Source organism: Methylophaga sp. (assembly GCF_030651745.1).
The window spans coordinates 1-18,810 of the sequence record NZ_JAUSCC010000025.1; the positions used below are offsets into that span (position 1 = coordinate 1).

Here is an 18,810-nt window from a genome sequence, read left to right on the forward strand (position 1 = left end):
CTCAGTTTAGCTAATGATTTCATTTGTATCTCCTTAAAGTGTACTAGGGTTGGTAGCATTTCCATTTCGTTTGTAAATGCAAGCCTGACAAAAGGCTAGCAGGAAATATTTATGCTGTCTATTGCCACAAATTTAAACTGCTAACCGGTGGCGATAGTTGGTATAATTATGCTCTCTTTTTTTGGACTGGAATAGTATTTACTATTTCTGTCGCATTCTTTTTTTTGCTCTGGAAAAATTTGTTCTATGCATCCAATGCTGAATATAGCCGTACGTGCGGCTCGTCAGGCAGGTAGCCTGATTATGCGTTCTCTACAACATGTCGATCATTTGGAAATTACTGCTAAAGGATTGAATGATTTTGTCACCGATGTTGACCGCCTGGCGGAACAGGAAATCATCAACACGATTAAAAAATCTTATCCTGACCACGCCATCATGGCGGAAGAGTCGGGTGAAACAGGTGAAAACGATGTGGTCTGGATTATCGACCCATTGGATGGAACAACAAATTATCTGCATGGTTTTCCGCATTATTGTGTATCGATTGGTGTGATGGTCAAAGGCCGTATCGATCATGCTGTTGTATTTGATCCAATGCGCGATGAATTATTTACTGCAAGCCGTGGTGAAGGTGCCAAGCTCAATGATCGCCGTCTGCGTGTCACTAAACGCAAAGATCTCAATGGTGCATTGATTGCTACCGGTTTCCCTTTCAAATATCCGCAACATATTGATGTTTATATGCAGATGTTTGCTGCTGTGTTTCCTCAAGTGGCGGATATTCGTCGTGCTGGTTCGGCAGCATTGGATTTAGCCTATGTCGCCGCCGGCCGAGTGGATGGTTACTGGGAAATTGGCCTGGAAAACTGGGATTTAGCAGCTGGTAAATTGTTAGTTGAAGAAGCGGGTGGTTCGGTGACGAATTTTACCGGCGGTGACAAGGTTTTGGATAAGGGGCACGTAATTGCGGGCAACTTATCGATCCATGCTCATCTGCAAAAAAGTATTACCCCGTTTGTGTCGGGTAACCTGAAGTGATTGAGGTCCCCAACGGGACATTTTTTAACAGCGCATGCCTGACATGCCTTAATGAACTGATTTTATGAGTAATAATTCTAGAGATATAAACAAACTACGTAACATTGCCATCATCGCTCACGTCGATCATGGTAAAACAACATTGGTTGATCAGCTGCTGCGTCAGTCCGGTACCTTCAGTGAACATGAAGAGTTACAGGAACGGGTAATGGACTCTAATGATTTGGAACGCGAGCGTGGTATCACCATCCTTTCCAAGAATACGGCCATCCGCTGGAATGATTACCGTATCAATATCGTGGACACACCAGGCCATGCTGACTTTGGTGGTGAAGTTGAACGTGTTCTGTCTATGGTTGATTCAGTCTTGTTGCTGGTCGACTCTTCTGAAGGTCCGATGCCGCAAACCCGTTTTGTAACTCAAAAAGCGTTAGCGCTGGGCCTGAAACCAATTGTTGTTATCAATAAGATTGATAAACCAAGTGCTCGCCCAGGCTGGGTATTGGATCAAACCTTTGATCTGTTCGCTAATCTGGATGCTACCGACGAGCAGTTGGATTTTGACGTGATTTATGCATCAGGCCTGAATGGTTTTGCCGGTATGGAAGATACGGTTCGTGATGGTGATATGACGCCTTTATTCCAACTTGTTGTGGATAGAGTGAATCCTCCTGCAGTTGACCCTGAAGGTCCTTTCCGTATGCAGGTAACTTCACTTGATTACAACAGCTACGTTGGTGTTATCGGTATCGGCCGCATTGAACGCGGTAAGGTTAAAACCAATATGCCGGTGACCGTAATCGATCCTGAAGGCAAAAAACGCAATGGCCGCGTGATGCAGGTAATGGGCTTTATGGGCTTGCGTCGTGAAGAAGTTGAAGAAGCACATGCTGGTGACATTATTGCGTTTACCGGTCTGGATCCACTGAATATCTCCGATACATTGTGTGACCCCAGTGCGGTTGAAGCTCTACCACCTTTAAGTGTTGATGAACCAACTGTAACCATGACCTTCCAGGTAAACAACTCTCCGTTTGCCGGTAAAGAAGGTAAATTTGTTACCACACGTCAGATTAAAGAGCGTCTGGATCGTGAGTTGATTCATAACGTCGCGTTGAAAGTTGAACAGCTGGTTGAAGATCCAGACAAATTCCGTGTTTCTGGCCGTGGTGAATTACATCTTTCTGTATTGATTGAAAACATGCGTCGCGAAGGTTTTGAAATGGGCGTATCACGTCCTGAAGTAATTATTCGTGAAGTAAATGGTGTTAAAGAAGAACCCTACGAAGCTGTAACCATTGACGTTGAAGATACCCATCAAGGTTCGGTGATGGAAAAAATGGGAACGCGTGGCGGTGAATTAAAAGATATGTCGCCAGATGGTAAAGGCCGAGTGCGTCTCGACTTTATTATTCCGTCACGTGGTTTGATTGGTTTCCGTACTGAGTTTTTAACTGCCACTCAAGGCACAGGTTTGATTTACAGCGTTTTTGATCATTATGCGCCAGTTAAACCGGGTACCTTCGGTAAACGCATCAATGGTGTACTGATTGCCAATGGTGTTGGTAAAGCCGTGGCATTTGCCATCTTTAACCTGCAGGATCGTGGTCGTATGTTTATCGGCCATGGCGATGAAGTCTATGAAGGTATGGTTATCGGTATTCACTCACGTGATAACGATTTAGTGGTTAACCCGTTAAAAGGTAAACAGCTGACCAATATGCGTGCATCAGGTTCTGATGAAGCAGTGGCCTTAGTTCCGCCAATTCGCATGAGTTTGGAACAGGCGCTGGAATTTATCGGTGACGATGAATTACTGGAAGTAACGCCTAAATCCATCAGAGTACGGAAGAAATTCCTGCTGGAGCATGAGCGTAAGCGGGCTTCGCGTGGCTAGTTGTATCGCCAACTGAACAAGAAAGGGTATCCTATAACGGATGCCCTTTTTTTTGAGGTAAACCATGCGAATTTTGCTCCTGCTGGCGATAGGCCTGCTGCTATTTATAATCTTCCGGAATTTATATCGGCAGATAAAAAACGAAAGACAAATCGAAAAAACCGAAAAAATGGTGCGCTGCGAACAATGCGGATTGCATTTGCTGGAACAGGAAGCAATTCAGAAAAATCAGCATTATTTTTGTACTACCGAGCATCTTGAGGCTTATCAGCATCAAAAATAATGGCTGGCGAATATTTCAGCACTACTAAATCAGAACAGGATCAGGCCTCCTGGCGGGCGCTAACGTTATTTTCCGGCTACCGTCTATTTCTGGCGGCCATTTTGTTTGTTGTTTTTTATCTTGAATTAGCCCCTGAATTCATCGGTAATAAATACCCCTTATTGCATCATTTTGTCAGCCTGAGTTATTTGATGGTGGCAGTGTTGCTGATGATATTTTCCAGTCGACACTGGGGTGTATTTGTCACTCAATGCAGTATTCAGCTGATCATTGATATTATTGCGCTGGCATTAATTATTCATGCAGCCGGCGGTTTGCAAAGTGGTCTAGGGGCATTACTTGTCGTGGTGGTGGTTGCCGGTGGAGCGCTAATACCTGGTCGATTGGCCGTCTTTATCGCTGCAATAGCGACCTTATCAGTTTTACTTGAAGCGGTTTATGCTGAATTGACTGGAGTAGGTCAAAGCCATTTTGCTCAAGCCGGTATGTTGGGTGCGATATTTTTCATTACAGCACTGCTGGCACATCTACTGTCACGAACCATGCAACGTTCACAATTGCTGGCAGAACAACAGGCGCAGGATCTTAATAAGCTGGCAAGTCTCAATCAACATATTATCAGTCGCATGCAGGTGGCCGTTCTGGTACTTGATGAACAGGGAAGGGTGACGCTGTGTAATCAATCAGCAGCCAAGTTTATGGGCATTGAGCATGCACCCACAGCCTTTTTACTCAAACAATATGTGCCTGAACTGGCTGATCAGATATGGCGCTGGAAACAGCACTTACCTGACGCATTTGAACCGTTTCAGGCACGGGCGGATTTGCCTGAATTATTGGCTCGTGCCACCCAGCTGGATTCTGGTGAAGTGCTGGTATTTATCGAAAACACCACTGCACTGGCCCAACATGCCCAACAACTAAAATTGGCATCGTTGGGGCGTTTGACGGCGAGTATTGCACATGAAATCCGCAATCCGTTAAGTGCTATCAGTCATGCTGGGGAATTGTTAGCTGAAACCCTCAGCCATGATGCATCAGTAAGTAAGCTTACTGGTATCATTCAGCGTCACAGTGTCCGGATGAACAGTATTATTGAAACCATCCTGGAAATGAGCCGACGGAAGAATGTCGAGCCAAGTGTCGTGGTATTGAGCCCGTGGCTGGAAAAACTGTTGGAAGAATATTGTGAAATCAAACATATTCCACCACAGCAAATATTATTGACTTCAATGGCCCCGCTGGCGCGGATCTGCACTGATGAAGAACAACTGCATCAAGTGATGTGGAATTTGATTGATAATGCATGGCACTATGCTGATAAAGAACAGAATCAGCCTGTTGAAATCCGTATCACGCAGCAGTCCGAGGATATTCAAATTGATGTTATCGACAATGGAGCCGGTGTGAGTCCTCAAGCCATGCAGCATTTGTTTGAACCATTTCACTCAGAACGCACTGGCGGTACCGGCTTAGGGTTGTATCTGGCGCGAGAGCTATGTCAGGCCAATGGTGCCAGATTAAGTTATCTGCCTGAATTAGGCAGTTGTTTCAGAATCAGTTATCCACCGCAACGACAAGAGTTTATTCAATGAATCCACAAGCGTTGATCGTCGATGATGAGCCTGACATCCTTGATTTGTTGTCAATGACCTTGTCCGGCATGTCGATTGATTGTGTGACGGCAGAAAGCATCGCTGAAGCGGAGAGATTGTTGTCACAACAATCGTTTGATCTATGTTTCACCGATATGCGCTTACCCGATGGCGATGGGTTACAGCTGGTCAAAAGTATTCAGGCCACTCATCCCGAATTACCCGTTGCGGTGATAACCGCTTATGGCAATATGGATTTAGCAGTCACCGCATTGAAATCCGGTGCATTTGATTTTGTTTCCAAGCCATTGAAATTACGAGTTTTACGTGAGCTGGTGGAGGCCGCTTTAAAACTGTCGCCGAACAGACCGCATAAAAATGATCGTCGTTCGCGGGATCGTTTGTTAGGTGAAACCGAGGTGATGCGCGAGTTGCGTGGCAAAGTTGCCAAATTGGCACGCAGTCAGGCACCTGTTTATATCAGTGGGGAGTCTGGAACCGGTAAGGAACTGGTTGCTCGCTTAATTCATGATTTGGGAGCGCGATCAGATAAAGCTTTTGTACCGGTGAACTGCGGTGCGATTCCTAACGAGCTGGTGGAAAGTGAATTTTTTGGTCATAAAAAAGGCGCATTCACTGGTGCGGTCGCCGATAAACAGGGTCTGTTCCAGCATGCTGATGGCGGTACCTTGTTTCTGGATGAAGTCGCTGATTTACCTTTGATGATGCAGGTTAAATTGCTGCGGGCGATTCAGGAAAAAGCCATTCGGCCGGTGGGTGGACAAGAAGAAATCAATGTCGATGTACGGATTTTATCGGCAACCCATAAAAATCTGGCGGATTGTGTTGAGCAAGGAACATTTCGCCAAGATCTGTTCTATCGATTGAATGTTATTGAGCTGCAAGTCCCGCCATTACGTGAACGTAAAGCGGATATCCAGTTACTGGCCGAACATATTTTGCAAAATCTGGCTGGCAAAACCCATTCAGTTGTTACCAAGTTAACGCCAGAAGCGATTAGCGCTTTGCAGCAATATCCTTTTCCGGGAAATGTACGCGAGCTGGAAAACACGCTGGAAAGGGCGTTGACCTGGGCGGAAGGCACACGCATTACCTCAGCGGATTTAATGTTACCGGTGACCACGCAATCGACAAAAATCGATCTTTTGCTATCCGGTTTGAGTGAACCGCTGATGGATCAGGATCTGGAAAGTCATCTGGAAGATCAGGAGCGGGCCATTATTGAAAAAGCGCTTAATGAAACCCGCTGGAATAAAACGGCTGCTGCTAAACGCCTGGGCATTACTTTCCGTGCATTACGTTACAAACTCAAAAAACTGGATCTCGAATAACTTCTTTTAGACAGCAGATGGCTGAACTTGCTCAATAGCCGTGCCATCATTTAAAAATAAATTTAGATCGGCGCCCTCCAGCTTTAAGCTCAATTGCAATAACAGTTGTTGATCAGGGCCTTGAATAGCTCTAACAATATGGCCGATCACGGCACCATCTTTATCGTTAACTGTTTCACCCACAGCTGGCAGATTATTGGTATTTGCAACAGCATGAAACAAACGACGTTTAGGCTCGCCCAGATAGTGCAGGCGAGCAACCACTTCCTGTCCCGGATAACAGCCTTTACGAAAGCTGACACCGCCTATTAAATCCAGATTCAGCTGTTGTGCAGTAAACAGCTCACGGCTTTCCGGCAAAATATAAGGTATGCCAGCTTCAATTTCATGGATATGCCAACTTGCCTCTGCAGCAAGCGGCCAACCATTCTGAATTAATGGTTCCAGTTCTGAGGCCATCTGTTCAGGCGGTAAAACCAGCAAAGCACGTGATGTTACTGGTAAGGCAACTGCTGATGTGGATTGAGCATTGCCGAGTACACCACAAACCTGTAAATCTTCGCTATGGTCGGTAATTTCAACTTTGCTGCGTAATTTAAACATGTTCAGCCGCTGCGCCAGAAAAGCACATTGGCTTTTTGGTAACACTAACTGATAGCCGTCTGGTGTTTTTATCAAAAGGAAAAGCGCCAGCAAACGTCCTTTGGGATTACACATTGCGGTGATCTGCGCAGGTTGAGCGTCTAATTGTTTAACATCGTTGGTGAGCAGATTTTGCAGGAAGCTACCAGCTTCCTCACCTGTGACCGTGATGACGCCATAACCTGGTAATGGAATCAACGATGGGTTTTCATCATCCCGCTCTGCGAATCCGGCAGAAGCCTGTTGTTGCAAAATGGATTGATAGTCAGCAGTCATGAATTTACTCTTAAGCATAGGAAGAATGTGGGCGAGTCATTGTAACGAGTTTATGTCGAAAATATGGAATCAAGATGCAAGAAAAAGGATTTTCTCTACCGTTAAAGCGATCAACATATCTGGTGGTTTACAGCATTATCGTGCATTTTCTGGCGCTGTTAAGCGTGTCGTTACTGGCTGTCGAAGTCTTTTTAAAAATACTGTTTAGCTTGGCGCTGGTGGTAAGTCTGTTTTTTCATCTCTATCGTTTGGGCCTTATCGGCCAATATCCAAAACGTCCTGTTTTGTTATTGAACTCGGATAAGGAATTCTGGCAAATCAGATATGCTGATGAATCATCCTCCGTAGCTCTGATGCTGGAATCTGCATGGGCAACGCGATTAGCAGTTATTGTTAATTTCAAGTCAGTTACTAATCAGCGTTTGTCGATAATTGTAATGAATGACGCTGTTGATAAAGACCAATATAGACAATTACGAGTACGAATCAGATTGGCTTTTTTCCAGCAATAATACTGTTGCTGGCATTGTTATCAGACATTTCAGGATAATCCAGGGTGTAATGCAAACCTCGACTCTCTTTACGCTGTAAAGCCGATTCAATAATCAATTCCGCCACATCGGCAAGATTACGCAATTCCAGTAAATCGTTACTGATATGGTGCTGACTGTAAAACTCATGAATTTCCTGTTGCAAAAGAAACAGGCGCTGCTTTGCACGATTGAGTCGTTCAGTACTGCGGACGATACCTACATAATCCCACATAAAACGGCGTAGTTCATCCCAGTTATGACTGATGGCAACGGCTTCTTTGGCCGGATGCACGCGACTGTCATCCCAGTGAGGAATATTTTCCGGAAGCGGTTTTTTCACGCGGCTGGCAATATCTTTTGCAGCCGCATCGGCAAATACCAGACACTCCAACAGCGAGTTACTGGCCATCCGGTTGGCACCATGTAAACCGGTATGAGCCGTTTCGCCAATGGCATACAGGCCATCTATATCTGTTCTGCCCCGCATATCAGTCATGATGCCGCCACAGGTGTAATGGGCTGCGGGCACTACCGGTATTGGTTCTTTTGCCATATCCACACCAAATTGCAGGCAGCGCTTATATATGGTGGGGAAGTGGGAAGTAATAAATTCTTTGGGTTGGTGGCTGATATCCAGATAAACACAATCCTGGCCCAGGCGTTTCATTTCATGGTCAATGACTCGCGCCACAATGTCTCGCGGTGCCAGTTCAGCCTGTGGATGAAAAGCCGGCATAAATCGCGTGCCATCTGCCAGTTTTAAGGTAGCGCCTTCACCACGTAAGGCTTCACTGATTAAAAACGATTTGGCTTTCGGATGATAAAGACAGGTCGGGTGGAATTGAATAAACTCCATATTGGCAATACGGCATCCGGCGCGCCAACCCATGGCAATGCCATCGCCTGTCGATACGTCGGGATTACTGGTATAGAGATACACCTTTCCGGCACCACCGGTGGCGAGCACGGTGACTGGGGCCAGAAAGGTTTTGGGTTGATCTTTTTTGATATCCAGAACATAACAACCCAGGCAGCTATTATCTTCTGTAGACAGATGTTTACGTGTGGTAATCAGATCAATGCCGATATGGTACGGAAACAATGAAATATTCGGATGTGCTTTGGCTTTATCCAGCAGTGTGGTTTCTACCGCACGTCCGGTTGCATCTGCCGAGTGAATCACCCGTCGATGACTATGACCACCTTCCTGGGTCAGATGATAAGATTCGTTGGTCATATCATCACGGGTAAAGGAAACGCCTTGTTCAATCAGCCATTCAATACTTTCCCGCGCATGTTCAACGGTAAATCGCACCACCGCTTCGTCGCATAATCCGCCGCCGGCGCGCAAAGTATCATCAATATGGGATTGCAAAGAATCGGCTTTATCTAGTACAACAGAGATGCCACCTTGAGCATAAAGTGATGCGCCTTCCTCAAGCTGGCTTTTGGATAGAACGGCAACACGGGCTTGGTCTGCCATCTTTAATGCCAAGGTTAAACCTGCCGTACCGCTGCCGATAATCAGCAGATCAAAATGATGAGTTGTCGTCATGGGTCCTGTTACAGGTAGAATGCCAACAATTATTGTGCACTGATTGTGGAACAAAAATAAATGACAATGGTCAATCAAGCATTAAACAGAAATCGTCTCCGGCTTGTCGGAGTAGGCCGGATAAAAAAATGAACGTGGATCAGGAATTAGTTCAGCGGGTGCAGGCGGGCGATAAAAAAGCCTTTGATCTGCTGATCATGAAATATCAACAGCGAATAATACATGTGATAACCGGTTTTGTGCATGACCCCGTAGAAGCAATGGACGTTGCGCAAGAGGCTTTTATAAAAGCATATAGAGCATTGCCGAACTTTCGTGGCGACAGTGCTTTCTACACCTGGCTATATCGCATTGCTATCAATACCTCAAAAAATCATCTTACCGCCAGTTCGCGCCGCCCTCCCATGAGTGATGTTGACGCCATGGATGCAACTAATTATTACGATGCGCCAGAACTTAAGGAATTTGAGACCCCTGAAAACAGTCTCATGTGTGTACAGCTGGAAGAGGCTATTCAGCAAGCGATTGAAGACTTGCCTGAAGAAACCGCCACCGCAATAAAATTGCGGGAATTTGAAGGCATGAGTTATGAAGAAATCGCAGAAGCGATGGATTGTCCGATTGGTACCGTCAGGTCGCGGATTTTTAGGGCAAGGGAAGCTATCGATAAACAAGTTAAGTCAGTTATGGGTGAAGAGGAATAATAACAATGGCAATTAATCATCTCGAATTAGTGTCTGCATTGGTTGATGGCCAGCTGACCGGTAGTGAACTTGAACAGGCGTTGGTGTTGATAGCCAACGATAATACTGCCCGTGAAGCGTTTATGCGCTACCAGCAATCAAGTGACATCCTCCATGGATACACCCGAAGCATTAACCTGAGTCCTTTACAATTGACCTCTCGAATTTCTGCTGCGCTTGATGATGAGCCAGCTTATTCAATGGCAATCGATAACAAATCGACAGCAAAACTGATTCGTTTCCCGAAAAGTTTCTGGAAGCAGGCCACCGGATTGGCCATGGCGGCTTCAATAGGTGCACTTGCTGTAGTAGGTGTGGTCCAGCAGCAGTCTTCAACAAATAACATCCCGATAGCCAGTGTCATTGCCAATGAAGCCCCAACAACTATGGTCAGCCAAACATCTAATCGTTGGACAGTGGCGGAGCCGGAAATTGAAGACAGGCTCAATACCTATCTGGTAGATCACAACGAATATGTTGGTGCATCAGGTATGTTTTCTTACGGACGTGTCGTCTCTTACGGCACGGAGCGTTAAAAATGCACCAACGATTTCGTTTTTGCGTTGCACTGTTGGTGTTATTTATCCCGACAGTACAGGCAGAGTCCGCGTCGATAGCATTACTCGAGCGAATGAGCCAAGCAGCCAAGCAACTCAACTATGAAGGTGTTTTTGCCTACCAAAGTGGTAAAACATTCCAATCTGTTCGTATTTACCACCGTAATGATGACGGCACAGAATCAGAACGCCTTATTTCATTGAATGGTGCCGCTCGTGAAGTTATCCGTTCGGATGATACTGTTACCTGTATCAATCCAGACGGAAAACAAGTCAATGTAAGTCAACGTCCTTTAGGTCGAGGATTTCCCAGTGATTTACCAAGACGCTTAAGTTCAGCAACTGCTTTCTACGAGTTAAAGCTGGGTGATGAGGATCGGATTGCTGGTAAATTGACTCAGCGAGTGGATATCAAGCCGGTTGATAATTATCGCTACGGTTATCGGCTTTGGATGGATAAAGATACCGATTTATTGCTCAAATCAGAACTGATCGATGAACAAGGTGAAGTATTAGAAACCTTTGAATTTACCGATATTCAAACTGGTGTCGATATTCCGGACGCGTCTCTGAAAGCACAAATGTCTGGTAATGAAATGGTTTGGAATCGTACCGAACCAGGTGAAATGACAACTCAGGACCTCGCGACCTTTTCAAATTGGCAGACTAAATGGTTGCCCGAAGGTTTTACTCTGGTTGCTCATCAAAACCGTTTACGCTCCAACAATGGCGCGCACGTCGAACAACGTGTTTATAGTGATGGTTTGAGTTCAGTTTCGGTGTTTATCGAAAAAATGCGCGCTCAGCATAATCATTTTCATGGTGGTTCTCATATGGGCGCGGTCAATGCTTTTGGCAGTGTTATCCATGCACATTTTGTTACTGTTGTAGGTGAAGTGCCGGCAGTGACTGTGGAAAAAATAGGTGCGGCGATCGAATACGCTGGACCGGAATCGAGATGATCGAACAAAAAGCCAAAGTTATCCGCTCAGATGATTCAACCATCTGGCTGCAGGCTGAACGCCAATCCACCTGTGATAAATGCCAGGTTAAAAAAGGCTGTGGTACCGGACTGTTAAGTGAACACGTCGGACGACGTTTCTCTACGATTAGCGTACCTAAAAAACATGATGTGCAACCCGGCCAGCAAATGAATGTTTCTATTCCTGAAGAAGCCTTATTACACGGTGCCTACATGATGTATCTGTTACCGATACTGTTTATGTTTGCTGGTGCAGGACTCAGCCGATTTATGTTCGCCAATGAGTTACTGGAAATTATTACTGGATTGGCAGGTCTGATGCTTGGCTTTTATTGGGTTAAAAATCGACTCAAACACCAGAAAATTGCCATCGAAACTCAATTAATAGAGGAAAAATAATGACGCAATCCAAAACAACTGGCGCCATGATCATGGCATTGCTGATGTGGTTAATGTTGAGTTCAGCGGTTCAAGCGCGAGGTTTACCGGATTTTACGGAATTAGTAGCTGAAAATGGCGAAGCAGTTGTTAATATCAGTACCAAAAGTAAACCAAGTGAAGCAATGGCTTCCTCACCATTTCCGCCGGGTATGGAAATGCCGGAAGGCACACCGTTTGATGATTTTTTCAGACGTTTTTTTGGTGATCCTTCCCAACCCCGTGCGCCACAACCCAGTTCATTAGGTTCTGGTTTTGTGTTGTCGGTGGATGGTTATATTTTAACCAATCACCACGTTATCAAAGATGCTGACGAAATTATCGTCAGGTTCAGTGACCGTACTGAACTGGTCGCCGAATTATTAGGTAGTGATGAGCGCAGCGACGTAGCTTTATTAAAAGTCGATGCGGAAGGCATGGATTTAAAAGCCGTTAAACTGGGTGACTCAAATAATCTCAAAGTTGGCGAATGGGTACTTGCTATCGGTTCACCATTTGGTTTTGATTATTCTGCTACTGCCGGGATCGTCAGCGCCTTAGGTCGTAGCCTGCCAAGTGATAGTTATGTTCCCTTTATTCAAACCGATGTTGCCATCAATCCAGGTAACTCTGGCGGCCCGTTATTTAATCTTGATGGCGAAGTAGTGGGTATTAATTCACAAATCTACAGCCGTACCGGTGGCTTTATGGGGGTGTCATTTGCTATTCCGGTTGATGTGGTCATGGATGTGGTCGAGCAAATCAAATCTCAAGGTTATGTGAGTCGTGGCTGGTTGGGTGTGGTTATTCAGGATGTCACACGTGAATTGGCTGAATCATTTGGACTGAGCAAACCACGTGGTGCTTTGGTGTCCCGTGTGGTTGCCGGAAGTCCTGCCGAGAAAGCCGGTTTTCAAGCTGGCGACGTAATTCTTAAGTTTGACGAGCGCATTGTAGACGCTTCATCAGATTTGCCTCCGATTGTAGGTCGAACTGCAATTGGTAAAAAGTCTAAAGCGGAAATCATGCGTAATAACAAACTGATGACAATTTCAGTGGTTGTTGAAGAATTGCCGGAAGATGAGAAAATTGCCAGTGGCAGCGCTCCGCGGACGGGCCAGTTTCACGATAGTCGCCTGGCTATGGAAGTTACTGATTTATCAGCTGAACAACGTGCTGAATTAGGTCCAAACCAAAGTGGCGTGACCGTCAGAAAAATTGAGTCTGGTCCTGCTTCAGAAGCAGGTATTGCTCCAGGCGATGTTATTCTGAGCATTAATAACGAAAAGATTGTAGATGCAAAACAGTTTATTGAATTGGCTAAAAAGCTACCAGCCAATAAAGCGATCCCAGTGTTGGTTCAACGCGCAGGGGCATCTCAATTTCTGGCGTTAAAAATTCCGGAATAATTTATATGTAGTTTCATAAAAATTATTTCTGGCTTGTATGAAAAGCAGTTGATGGTCTTCCATCAGCTGCTTTTTTTTGCCTGCAATACCTGGCACCTAATAAAACAAAGTTTCTTATTTAGATGATTCGTTTTATCATTAATGATAATTATTATCATCTAGGTGCAAAACATCTCATATTCCATGACCGACAAAAATAAACTTGCTATCAGCATTCTCATTATTGAAGACGATCCGGTATTAAACCATCAGTTAAAGCAGCTGCTCACACAACAGAACTTTAGCGTAACCCAATGTTTTAATGGCGAAGAGGGCTTATTGACTGCGGTAAGCGGCCAGTTTGATTTGATACTGCTTGATGTCAGCCTGCCTGAACGTGATGGCTATTCTGTATTAAATATTCTTCGTCAGAGTCGACAAACGCCGGTGATTATCTTGACGGCAAATGGTGCAGAGGAAGAACGCATTATGGGTTTTAAAAACGGGGCGGATGATTATTTACCAAAACCGTTTAATTTCACCGAACTGGTATTGCGTATTGAAGCGATTTTAAGAAGAGTCGGAGTTATCGACCATTCGCAACACGACAGCTCAATTCTGCAGTATGAAGGACTAAAGCTGGATAGAAAAAAACAGCAGGTTTTTTTTCATGATCATGTTGTGCAGCTGACACCTATCCAGTTCAAATTGTTATGGACGTTGACCCAGCATGCCAATCATCTCTTGAGCAAACCGCAATTGTATAGATTAGTGATGGAGCGTGATTTCAGTCGTTACGATCGCAGTCTGGATATGCATATGAGCCGGGTTAGACGGAAATTAACGGAGGTCGGTATGCCCGTGGACAGACTGCAAACCGTTCACGGTACGGGCTATATGCTGCTATGAAGCGCCGTTTATTCTGGAAATTATGTGCGACGATTACCTTGGGCACAATTGTGCTGTTCTGGATAATCCATCATTTGATTGTACGGACTGAGCAGCATATGAGTTTTATTGATAAACAGTATCAACAACAGTTACTTGACTATGCCAGACATGCCGAAGAGCTCTATATGCAAGACGAGCATGAAAAGCTGGCCGAGTGGATTAAAACCATCCAGCAACAGGAAGACACATGGGTAGGGTTGGTGAGATCGCAACTCACTCTGCTAGCTGACAGTGAAATGGATGATTATTTTATTGAAAACTTCGCTCTGGGCAGAGATCTCAGCTGGAAAATACATCTTTATTTCGCTCAAAACCCGATTATGGATATCACCTTTGCAGATAGACATACCCATTTTCTGATTCGCTTGCCACAACGTATGCGGCCTGGCGGTTATTGGACTTATGCCAGTCTGTTATTACAGATTGCTTTGCCCATGCTACTGATGGCTATCTTGAGCATGGTGATTTACCGGCATGTGATTTCGCCATTAAGACAACTTGAAAAAGCCACCAAGCAATTCAGTGATGGAGATTTTGCGGTGCGGGTCCGAGATGATATGGGAAAACGTAACGATGAAATCGCTACTCTTGCCAGTACTTTCGATAGCATGGCAGAGAGAATTGGCGAGCAGATACAGACTCAGCGTCACCTGACTTCAGATTTATCACACGAATTACGTACCCCATTAACACGTGTTGAGTTAGCGCTTAGTATTGCTGAGCAAACCACTCCTGAAAATGACTCTTTGCAGCGGATCCGCTATGAGTGTCAGCAAATGCGAGAATTAGTCGAGGATGCATTAACACTTGCCTGGCTGGAAAACGAACGGCCAGCGTTACGAAATGAATCACTGGATCTGACTGATCTGATTGACAGTATTGTCGAGAATGCACGATTCGAATTCCCCAATCATATAATTACTGTGCAAACTCCAGAAACCGCTTGCCTTCATCAAAGCAGCGATCGGGCATTAGGTCATGCCATCGAAAATATATTACGTAATGCTCTTTCATATACTCCAGCGCACGGCACGGTAAGCATCAACTTGCAACAGCTTGCCGATCGATATGAGTTACATATCGATGATCAGGGGCCCGGGGTACCGGAAGAACATCTGCAAAATATTTTCAAACCATTTTTCCGTTTACCCAGTTCCCACTCCAGTGAACAAAAAGGCTTTGGGGTTGGGTTGGCACTTGCCCGGCGACAAGTTGAAGCAACAGGTGGCAAATTATGGGCAGAACTTCATCGATTTGGCGGATTACGAATGATTATGCAACTGCCCGTAACCACTGTAATTGACTGAACTGAAAAGCAGAGTAATTGTAACAATTGTAAATTTGATTTTAATCTCGCTTCACTCTGAATAGAATGCGAATCTGTTCTATTTGATAATGATTATTATTCGCGAGGTTAAAGTGAAATTAAACCGGAGTTTTGTAAGTCGGCCGACCATATTTACGTTGGCAATAGCAGCTGCTTTTTCAGGTCAAGCTGTATGGGCTGATGAAAATATTCAGCTTGAGATTGTAAAAGTTACTGGAAATACAATTACCCCAGAAACCAATAGCGTAACGGCAGAACAAATTGAAAAGCTACAAGCAAACGATTTAAGAGATCTATTCAGTCAATCACCAGAGGTAACTATTGGTGGTGGACCTGGTTTTGCCCAAAAACTCTATGTCCGTGGTATTGAAGACCAGCTGTTAAGCATCACAATCGATGGTGCTCAGCAAGCGACACGCCAATTTCACCATGCTGGCCGGATTAGTATTGAGCCTGAATTATTAAAACGTGTTGAAGTAAATGCCGGCGCGGGTAATGCATTGTCTGGTCCTGGCGCGTTAGGTGGCTCAGTCAAATTTGTGACTAAAGACCCGGAAGATATGTTGAAGCCAGGTGAACAGTTTGGCGGTTTAGTTAAAGGCATGTTTTCCAGCAATACCGATAGCTTCAAAACCAACACCAGTCTGTTTGGTCGTTTGACTGATGATTGGAGCGCCATGGTTTCCTATACGCAAGCAGACGTTAAAAACTATAAAGATGGTGATGGAAATGAGATGCTCGGAACTGAAGCGGACCAGGAGTATTTGTTTGCTAAAGTTGTTGGTCACTTAACCGATAGTCAGACCGTACGTTTAAGTTATGAAAAACATGAAGATGAAGGCGAGAGAACACAACGCCCTCAGTGGAAAGTGGCTGGTTTTAATCCTCTTTATCCTATAGAGTCTGAGCGTGAAACGGTCACGTTGAATTACAACCTTAATCCAATTGATAATCCCTATTTGGATTTGGGACTGACTGTTTATAATACCGAAACAGAAATGTTTCAAAATGGTAGGTATGGTCCATTCACCGGTTCCGGTGAAAGCGTAGGATTTGATTTACGTAACACCTCTATTTTAGGGATGCATAAAGTTACCTATGGTGTGGATTATCGTGAAGATAAAACGATTGCTAAGGAAGCGGTTGGCCCCAACAGTAAAGACGAATCAACAGTAAAGGGTATTTATATTCAGGATGATATCCAACTTTCTGATGATCTGCTGTTAAGTGCTGGTCTTCGCTATGATGACTATGAGTTGGATAATGAATTTGCCAATACCTCATATGATGAAAACGATGTTAGTTCTAATATCGGTCTGAATTATCACTTTACCGATAACTGGAGCGTATTTGCCTCCTATGCAGAAGCTTTCAAAGGCCCCTTGGCACAGGATGCATTTAAAATTGGTTTCACCAGTAATGCACCAGATCTGAAGCCTGAAAAAGCTAAGAATGTTGAATTCGGCGTGGCTTATGAGTCATTAACATGGTTCGGTTCTGCTAAAGCATACAGAAGTGAAATTCAAGACGTTATTGGGGTTTCTCCACTTAATAGCCGTCTGTTTGTCAATCTCGGTGACTTAGAATCTGATGGATATATTTTAGAGTTGGGTCGTCGCTGGGATAGCGTGATGGCACGAATCAGCTACCACTACAATGATGCGGAAGTTGATGGCGTTAAAGCAAATGCTTACGACCATAATGGTATTGCCAATACAGTCCGTGACACCTTAACTGCCTCGCTTGATTACCAGTATGACCCTCAGTGGAGTTTTGGCTGGAATGCACGCTTTGTGAAAGGAAATAAAGTGGATTCTCGAGTCATAGGTGAGGCAAATCAACCTGGTTTTGGTGTTCATGACTTATATGCTCAATGGATGCCATCTACTACTAAAGATGTTCGCATAGCATTGACTGTTCGAAATGTTTTCGACAAAAACTACATCGATCATTCAAGCGTAGCGGATTACGAGCCTGTTTTAAGTGGGTATGAGGAGCCCGGTCGTGATGTCCGGTTGAGCGTGGCATGGCAGTTCTAATCCATCAAGCTGTATCCCCTGAATGAATGCTTGATGAGCTTTGGCCGGATGTTGCAATGACATCCGGCTTTTTTTTGAGACAAACCAGCGGAGACAATCATGCTGAAAAAAACAGCTACCATCAAAACTGAACAAGCTCGACGTTATCTGCAAATGCTCTGCAAACACTTTAAACACAAAGTATCAGCAGGCTGGGATGAAGATCAGGGCTGGGTTGAATTTGCCATGGGACGTTGTGAACTGAACTGCACGAATGATTTATTGCAGGTTCATTGTCAGGCGGAGAATGCTGCTGATCTGCAAGAAATTACCGAGACCGTAAAGTCGCATTTTGAAAGGTTTGCACAAAAGCAGCAGCTCACCTTGCAATGGTCAAATTGACCATTGCAATTAGTATTAAGCTAGCTGGCCAGACGTTGTTGTTTGTATAGTTGTTGTAATTGCTGTGAATCATGTTGCAGCACTGAATGAACGGATGGACCAAACCATTCCAGAGAAGCCTCTATCTTGAAACTGTCTGATAGGGTTTGCAGGAATGACCGATAATCCAGTGCACCCTCAAACAAGCTCACCATCCCGTAGCGATCACCTGCCGGCGAGTAAACATTAGCAGGGGCAAACACCTCTAACTGCTGACTGGAAAGAATATTCTTAAGATGCATATGTTCCACATAAGGCAGCAATTTAATGAAAGACTCCTTAGGGTTTTCACCGGCTTCCCATAAATGTAATACATCAAAATTTACGGCAAGCGCCGGGTGATCAACTTCCTGGAGTAAACGTAACGTCGCTGCAGTACTATCAGCCAGCGTTTGTGGGTGTGTTTCAACCAGCAAACGTATGCCATGCTGATGAGTGCGTTCGGCTAACAAATGCAAACGTTCCGTCCAGCGCTGGCGTTCTTCATAGTTAACTGCCTCACTGGCCTTCTGACCGGCAAAAGTGCGTAATTTGCGACTTCCCCAGCGTTGTGCCAACAGGCATAAATCATCTACTTTCTGATAAGCCAGCTGCAGAGATCCTTGTAGTGGAAGATAGTCACTTATCATCGATACCGATAAGTCGTAGCTATCCAGCCACTGTGCATTCAACTGAGGTTGGTCGGCGAGATTAAGTGCATGAATTCCCCACAGTTCAATACCATCAAAGTGTTGCTGTTGCGCCCAACTTGCAATGTCTTCCATAGACGATAAGTGATGGCGAAAAGAGATAGTACAAAGTGATAAGTGCAT

18 protein-coding genes are annotated in these 18,810 nt (G+C 44.7%); 15 read left to right on the top strand and 3 right to left on the bottom strand.

What is annotated here, in order from left to right; genetic code table 11:
• Positions 1-246: 246 nt before the first annotated feature.
• From suhB to Q7V21_RS02190, 5 genes are all read left to right on the top strand, one after another.
• Positions 247-1,041: an inositol-1-monophosphatase gene (suhB, locus tag Q7V21_RS02170; protein WP_304915703.1), complete on the top strand. Its 795-nt coding sequence runs from the start codon at positions 247-249 to the stop codon at positions 1,039-1,041.
• A gap of 64 nt (positions 1,042-1,105) precedes the next feature.
• The gene (gene typA / locus Q7V21_RS02175; RefSeq protein WP_304915704.1) at positions 1,106-2,938 is read left to right on the top strand and encodes a translational GTPase TypA; all 1,833 of its coding nucleotides are present in this window, start codon (positions 1,106-1,108) and stop codon (positions 2,936-2,938) included.
• A gap of 64 nt (positions 2,939-3,002) precedes the next feature.
• The gene (locus tag Q7V21_RS02180; protein ID WP_304915705.1) at positions 3,003-3,221 is read left to right on the top strand and encodes a PP0621 family protein; all 219 of its coding nucleotides are present in this window, start codon (positions 3,003-3,005) and stop codon (positions 3,219-3,221) included.
• Positions 3,221-4,816: a PAS domain-containing sensor histidine kinase gene (locus Q7V21_RS02185; RefSeq protein ID WP_304915706.1), complete on the top strand. Its 1,596-nt coding sequence runs from the start codon at positions 3,221-3,223 to the stop codon at positions 4,814-4,816. Before Q7V21_RS02180 ends, Q7V21_RS02185 begins: the two co-directional genes overlap by 1 nt.
• Entirely contained in the window at positions 4,813-6,168 is a 1,356-nt protein-coding gene (locus Q7V21_RS02190) for a sigma-54 dependent transcriptional regulator (RefSeq protein WP_304915707.1), read from the top strand. The genes Q7V21_RS02185 and Q7V21_RS02190 overlap by 4 nt, the downstream gene beginning before the upstream one ends.
• A gap of 6 nt (positions 6,169-6,174) precedes the next feature.
• Here Q7V21_RS02190 and Q7V21_RS02195 read toward each other — a convergent pair whose 3' ends face one another.
• The gene (locus tag Q7V21_RS02195) at positions 6,175-7,086 is read right to left on the bottom strand and encodes a folate-binding protein YgfZ (protein WP_304915708.1); all 912 of its coding nucleotides are present in this window, start codon (positions 7,084-7,086) and stop codon (positions 6,175-6,177) included.
• A 74-nt stretch (positions 7,087-7,160) separates the two neighbouring features.
• Here Q7V21_RS02195 and Q7V21_RS02200 point away from each other — a divergent pair, with 74 nt between their 5' ends.
• Positions 7,161-7,598: a protein YgfX gene (locus tag Q7V21_RS02200; RefSeq protein WP_304915709.1), complete on the top strand. Its 438-nt coding sequence runs from the start codon at positions 7,161-7,163 to the stop codon at positions 7,596-7,598.
• Here Q7V21_RS02200 and nadB read toward each other — a convergent pair.
• Positions 7,573-9,174, bottom strand: coding sequence for an L-aspartate oxidase (gene nadB, locus Q7V21_RS02205; protein WP_304915710.1), 1,602 nt, complete (start codon positions 9,172-9,174; stop codon positions 7,573-7,575). The genes Q7V21_RS02200 and nadB overlap by 26 nt on opposite strands.
• 128 nt (positions 9,175-9,302) lie before the next feature.
• On the opposite strand from nadB, the gene rpoE reads away from it, so the two are divergent.
• The 9 genes from rpoE (at position 9,303) to Q7V21_RS02250 (ending at position 17,959) form a co-directional block, all read left to right on the top strand.
• Positions 9,303-9,878 carry an RNA polymerase sigma factor RpoE gene (gene rpoE / locus Q7V21_RS02210; protein ID WP_069296220.1) on the top strand — a complete coding sequence of 192 codons (576 nt, stop codon included), beginning with the start codon at positions 9,303-9,305 and terminating at the stop codon, positions 9,876-9,878.
• A 5-nt stretch (positions 9,879-9,883) separates the two neighbouring features.
• The gene (locus Q7V21_RS02215) at positions 9,884-10,453 is read left to right on the top strand and encodes a sigma-E factor negative regulatory protein (RefSeq protein WP_304915711.1); all 570 of its coding nucleotides are present in this window, start codon (positions 9,884-9,886) and stop codon (positions 10,451-10,453) included.
• 2 nt (positions 10,454-10,455) lie between these two features.
• On the top strand, positions 10,456-11,436 hold the full coding sequence (locus Q7V21_RS02220; RefSeq protein ID WP_304915712.1) for a MucB/RseB C-terminal domain-containing protein: 981 nt from the start codon (positions 10,456-10,458) through the stop codon (positions 11,434-11,436).
• Positions 11,433-11,855 (top strand): SoxR reducing system RseC family protein, encoded by a 423-nt coding sequence (locus Q7V21_RS02225; protein ID WP_304915713.1) that lies wholly within the window; start codon positions 11,433-11,435, stop codon positions 11,853-11,855. The genes Q7V21_RS02220 and Q7V21_RS02225 overlap by 4 nt, the downstream gene beginning before the upstream one ends.
• The gene (locus Q7V21_RS02230) at positions 11,855-13,282 is read left to right on the top strand and encodes a DegQ family serine endoprotease (RefSeq protein ID WP_304915714.1); all 1,428 of its coding nucleotides are present in this window, start codon (positions 11,855-11,857) and stop codon (positions 13,280-13,282) included. Before Q7V21_RS02225 ends, Q7V21_RS02230 begins: the two co-directional genes overlap by 1 nt.
• A 183-nt stretch (positions 13,283-13,465) precedes the next feature.
• The gene (locus Q7V21_RS02235) at positions 13,466-14,170 is read left to right on the top strand and encodes a response regulator transcription factor (protein WP_304915715.1); all 705 of its coding nucleotides are present in this window, start codon (positions 13,466-13,468) and stop codon (positions 14,168-14,170) included.
• Complete coding sequence (locus Q7V21_RS02240) at positions 14,167-15,519, top strand: sensor histidine kinase (RefSeq protein WP_304915716.1); 1,353 nt, start codon at positions 14,167-14,169, stop codon at positions 15,517-15,519. Before Q7V21_RS02235 ends, Q7V21_RS02240 begins: the two co-directional genes overlap by 4 nt.
• Before the next feature lie 88 nt (positions 15,520-15,607).
• Positions 15,608-17,578, top strand: coding sequence for a TonB-dependent receptor domain-containing protein (locus tag Q7V21_RS02245; RefSeq protein ID WP_304915717.1), 1,971 nt, complete (start codon positions 15,608-15,610; stop codon positions 17,576-17,578).
• Positions 17,579-17,677: 99 nt separating this feature from the next.
• Positions 17,678-17,959, top strand: a complete 282-nt coding sequence (locus Q7V21_RS02250) for a DUF2218 domain-containing protein (protein ID WP_304915718.1) — start codon at positions 17,678-17,680, stop codon at positions 17,957-17,959.
• 20 nt (positions 17,960-17,979) lie between these two features.
• Here the strand turns inward: Q7V21_RS02250 and Q7V21_RS02255 are convergent, their stop codons facing one another.
• Positions 17,980-18,810 carry a sugar phosphate isomerase/epimerase gene (locus tag Q7V21_RS02255; RefSeq protein ID WP_304915719.1) on the bottom strand — a complete coding sequence of 277 codons (831 nt, stop codon included), beginning with the start codon at positions 18,808-18,810 and terminating at the stop codon, positions 17,980-17,982.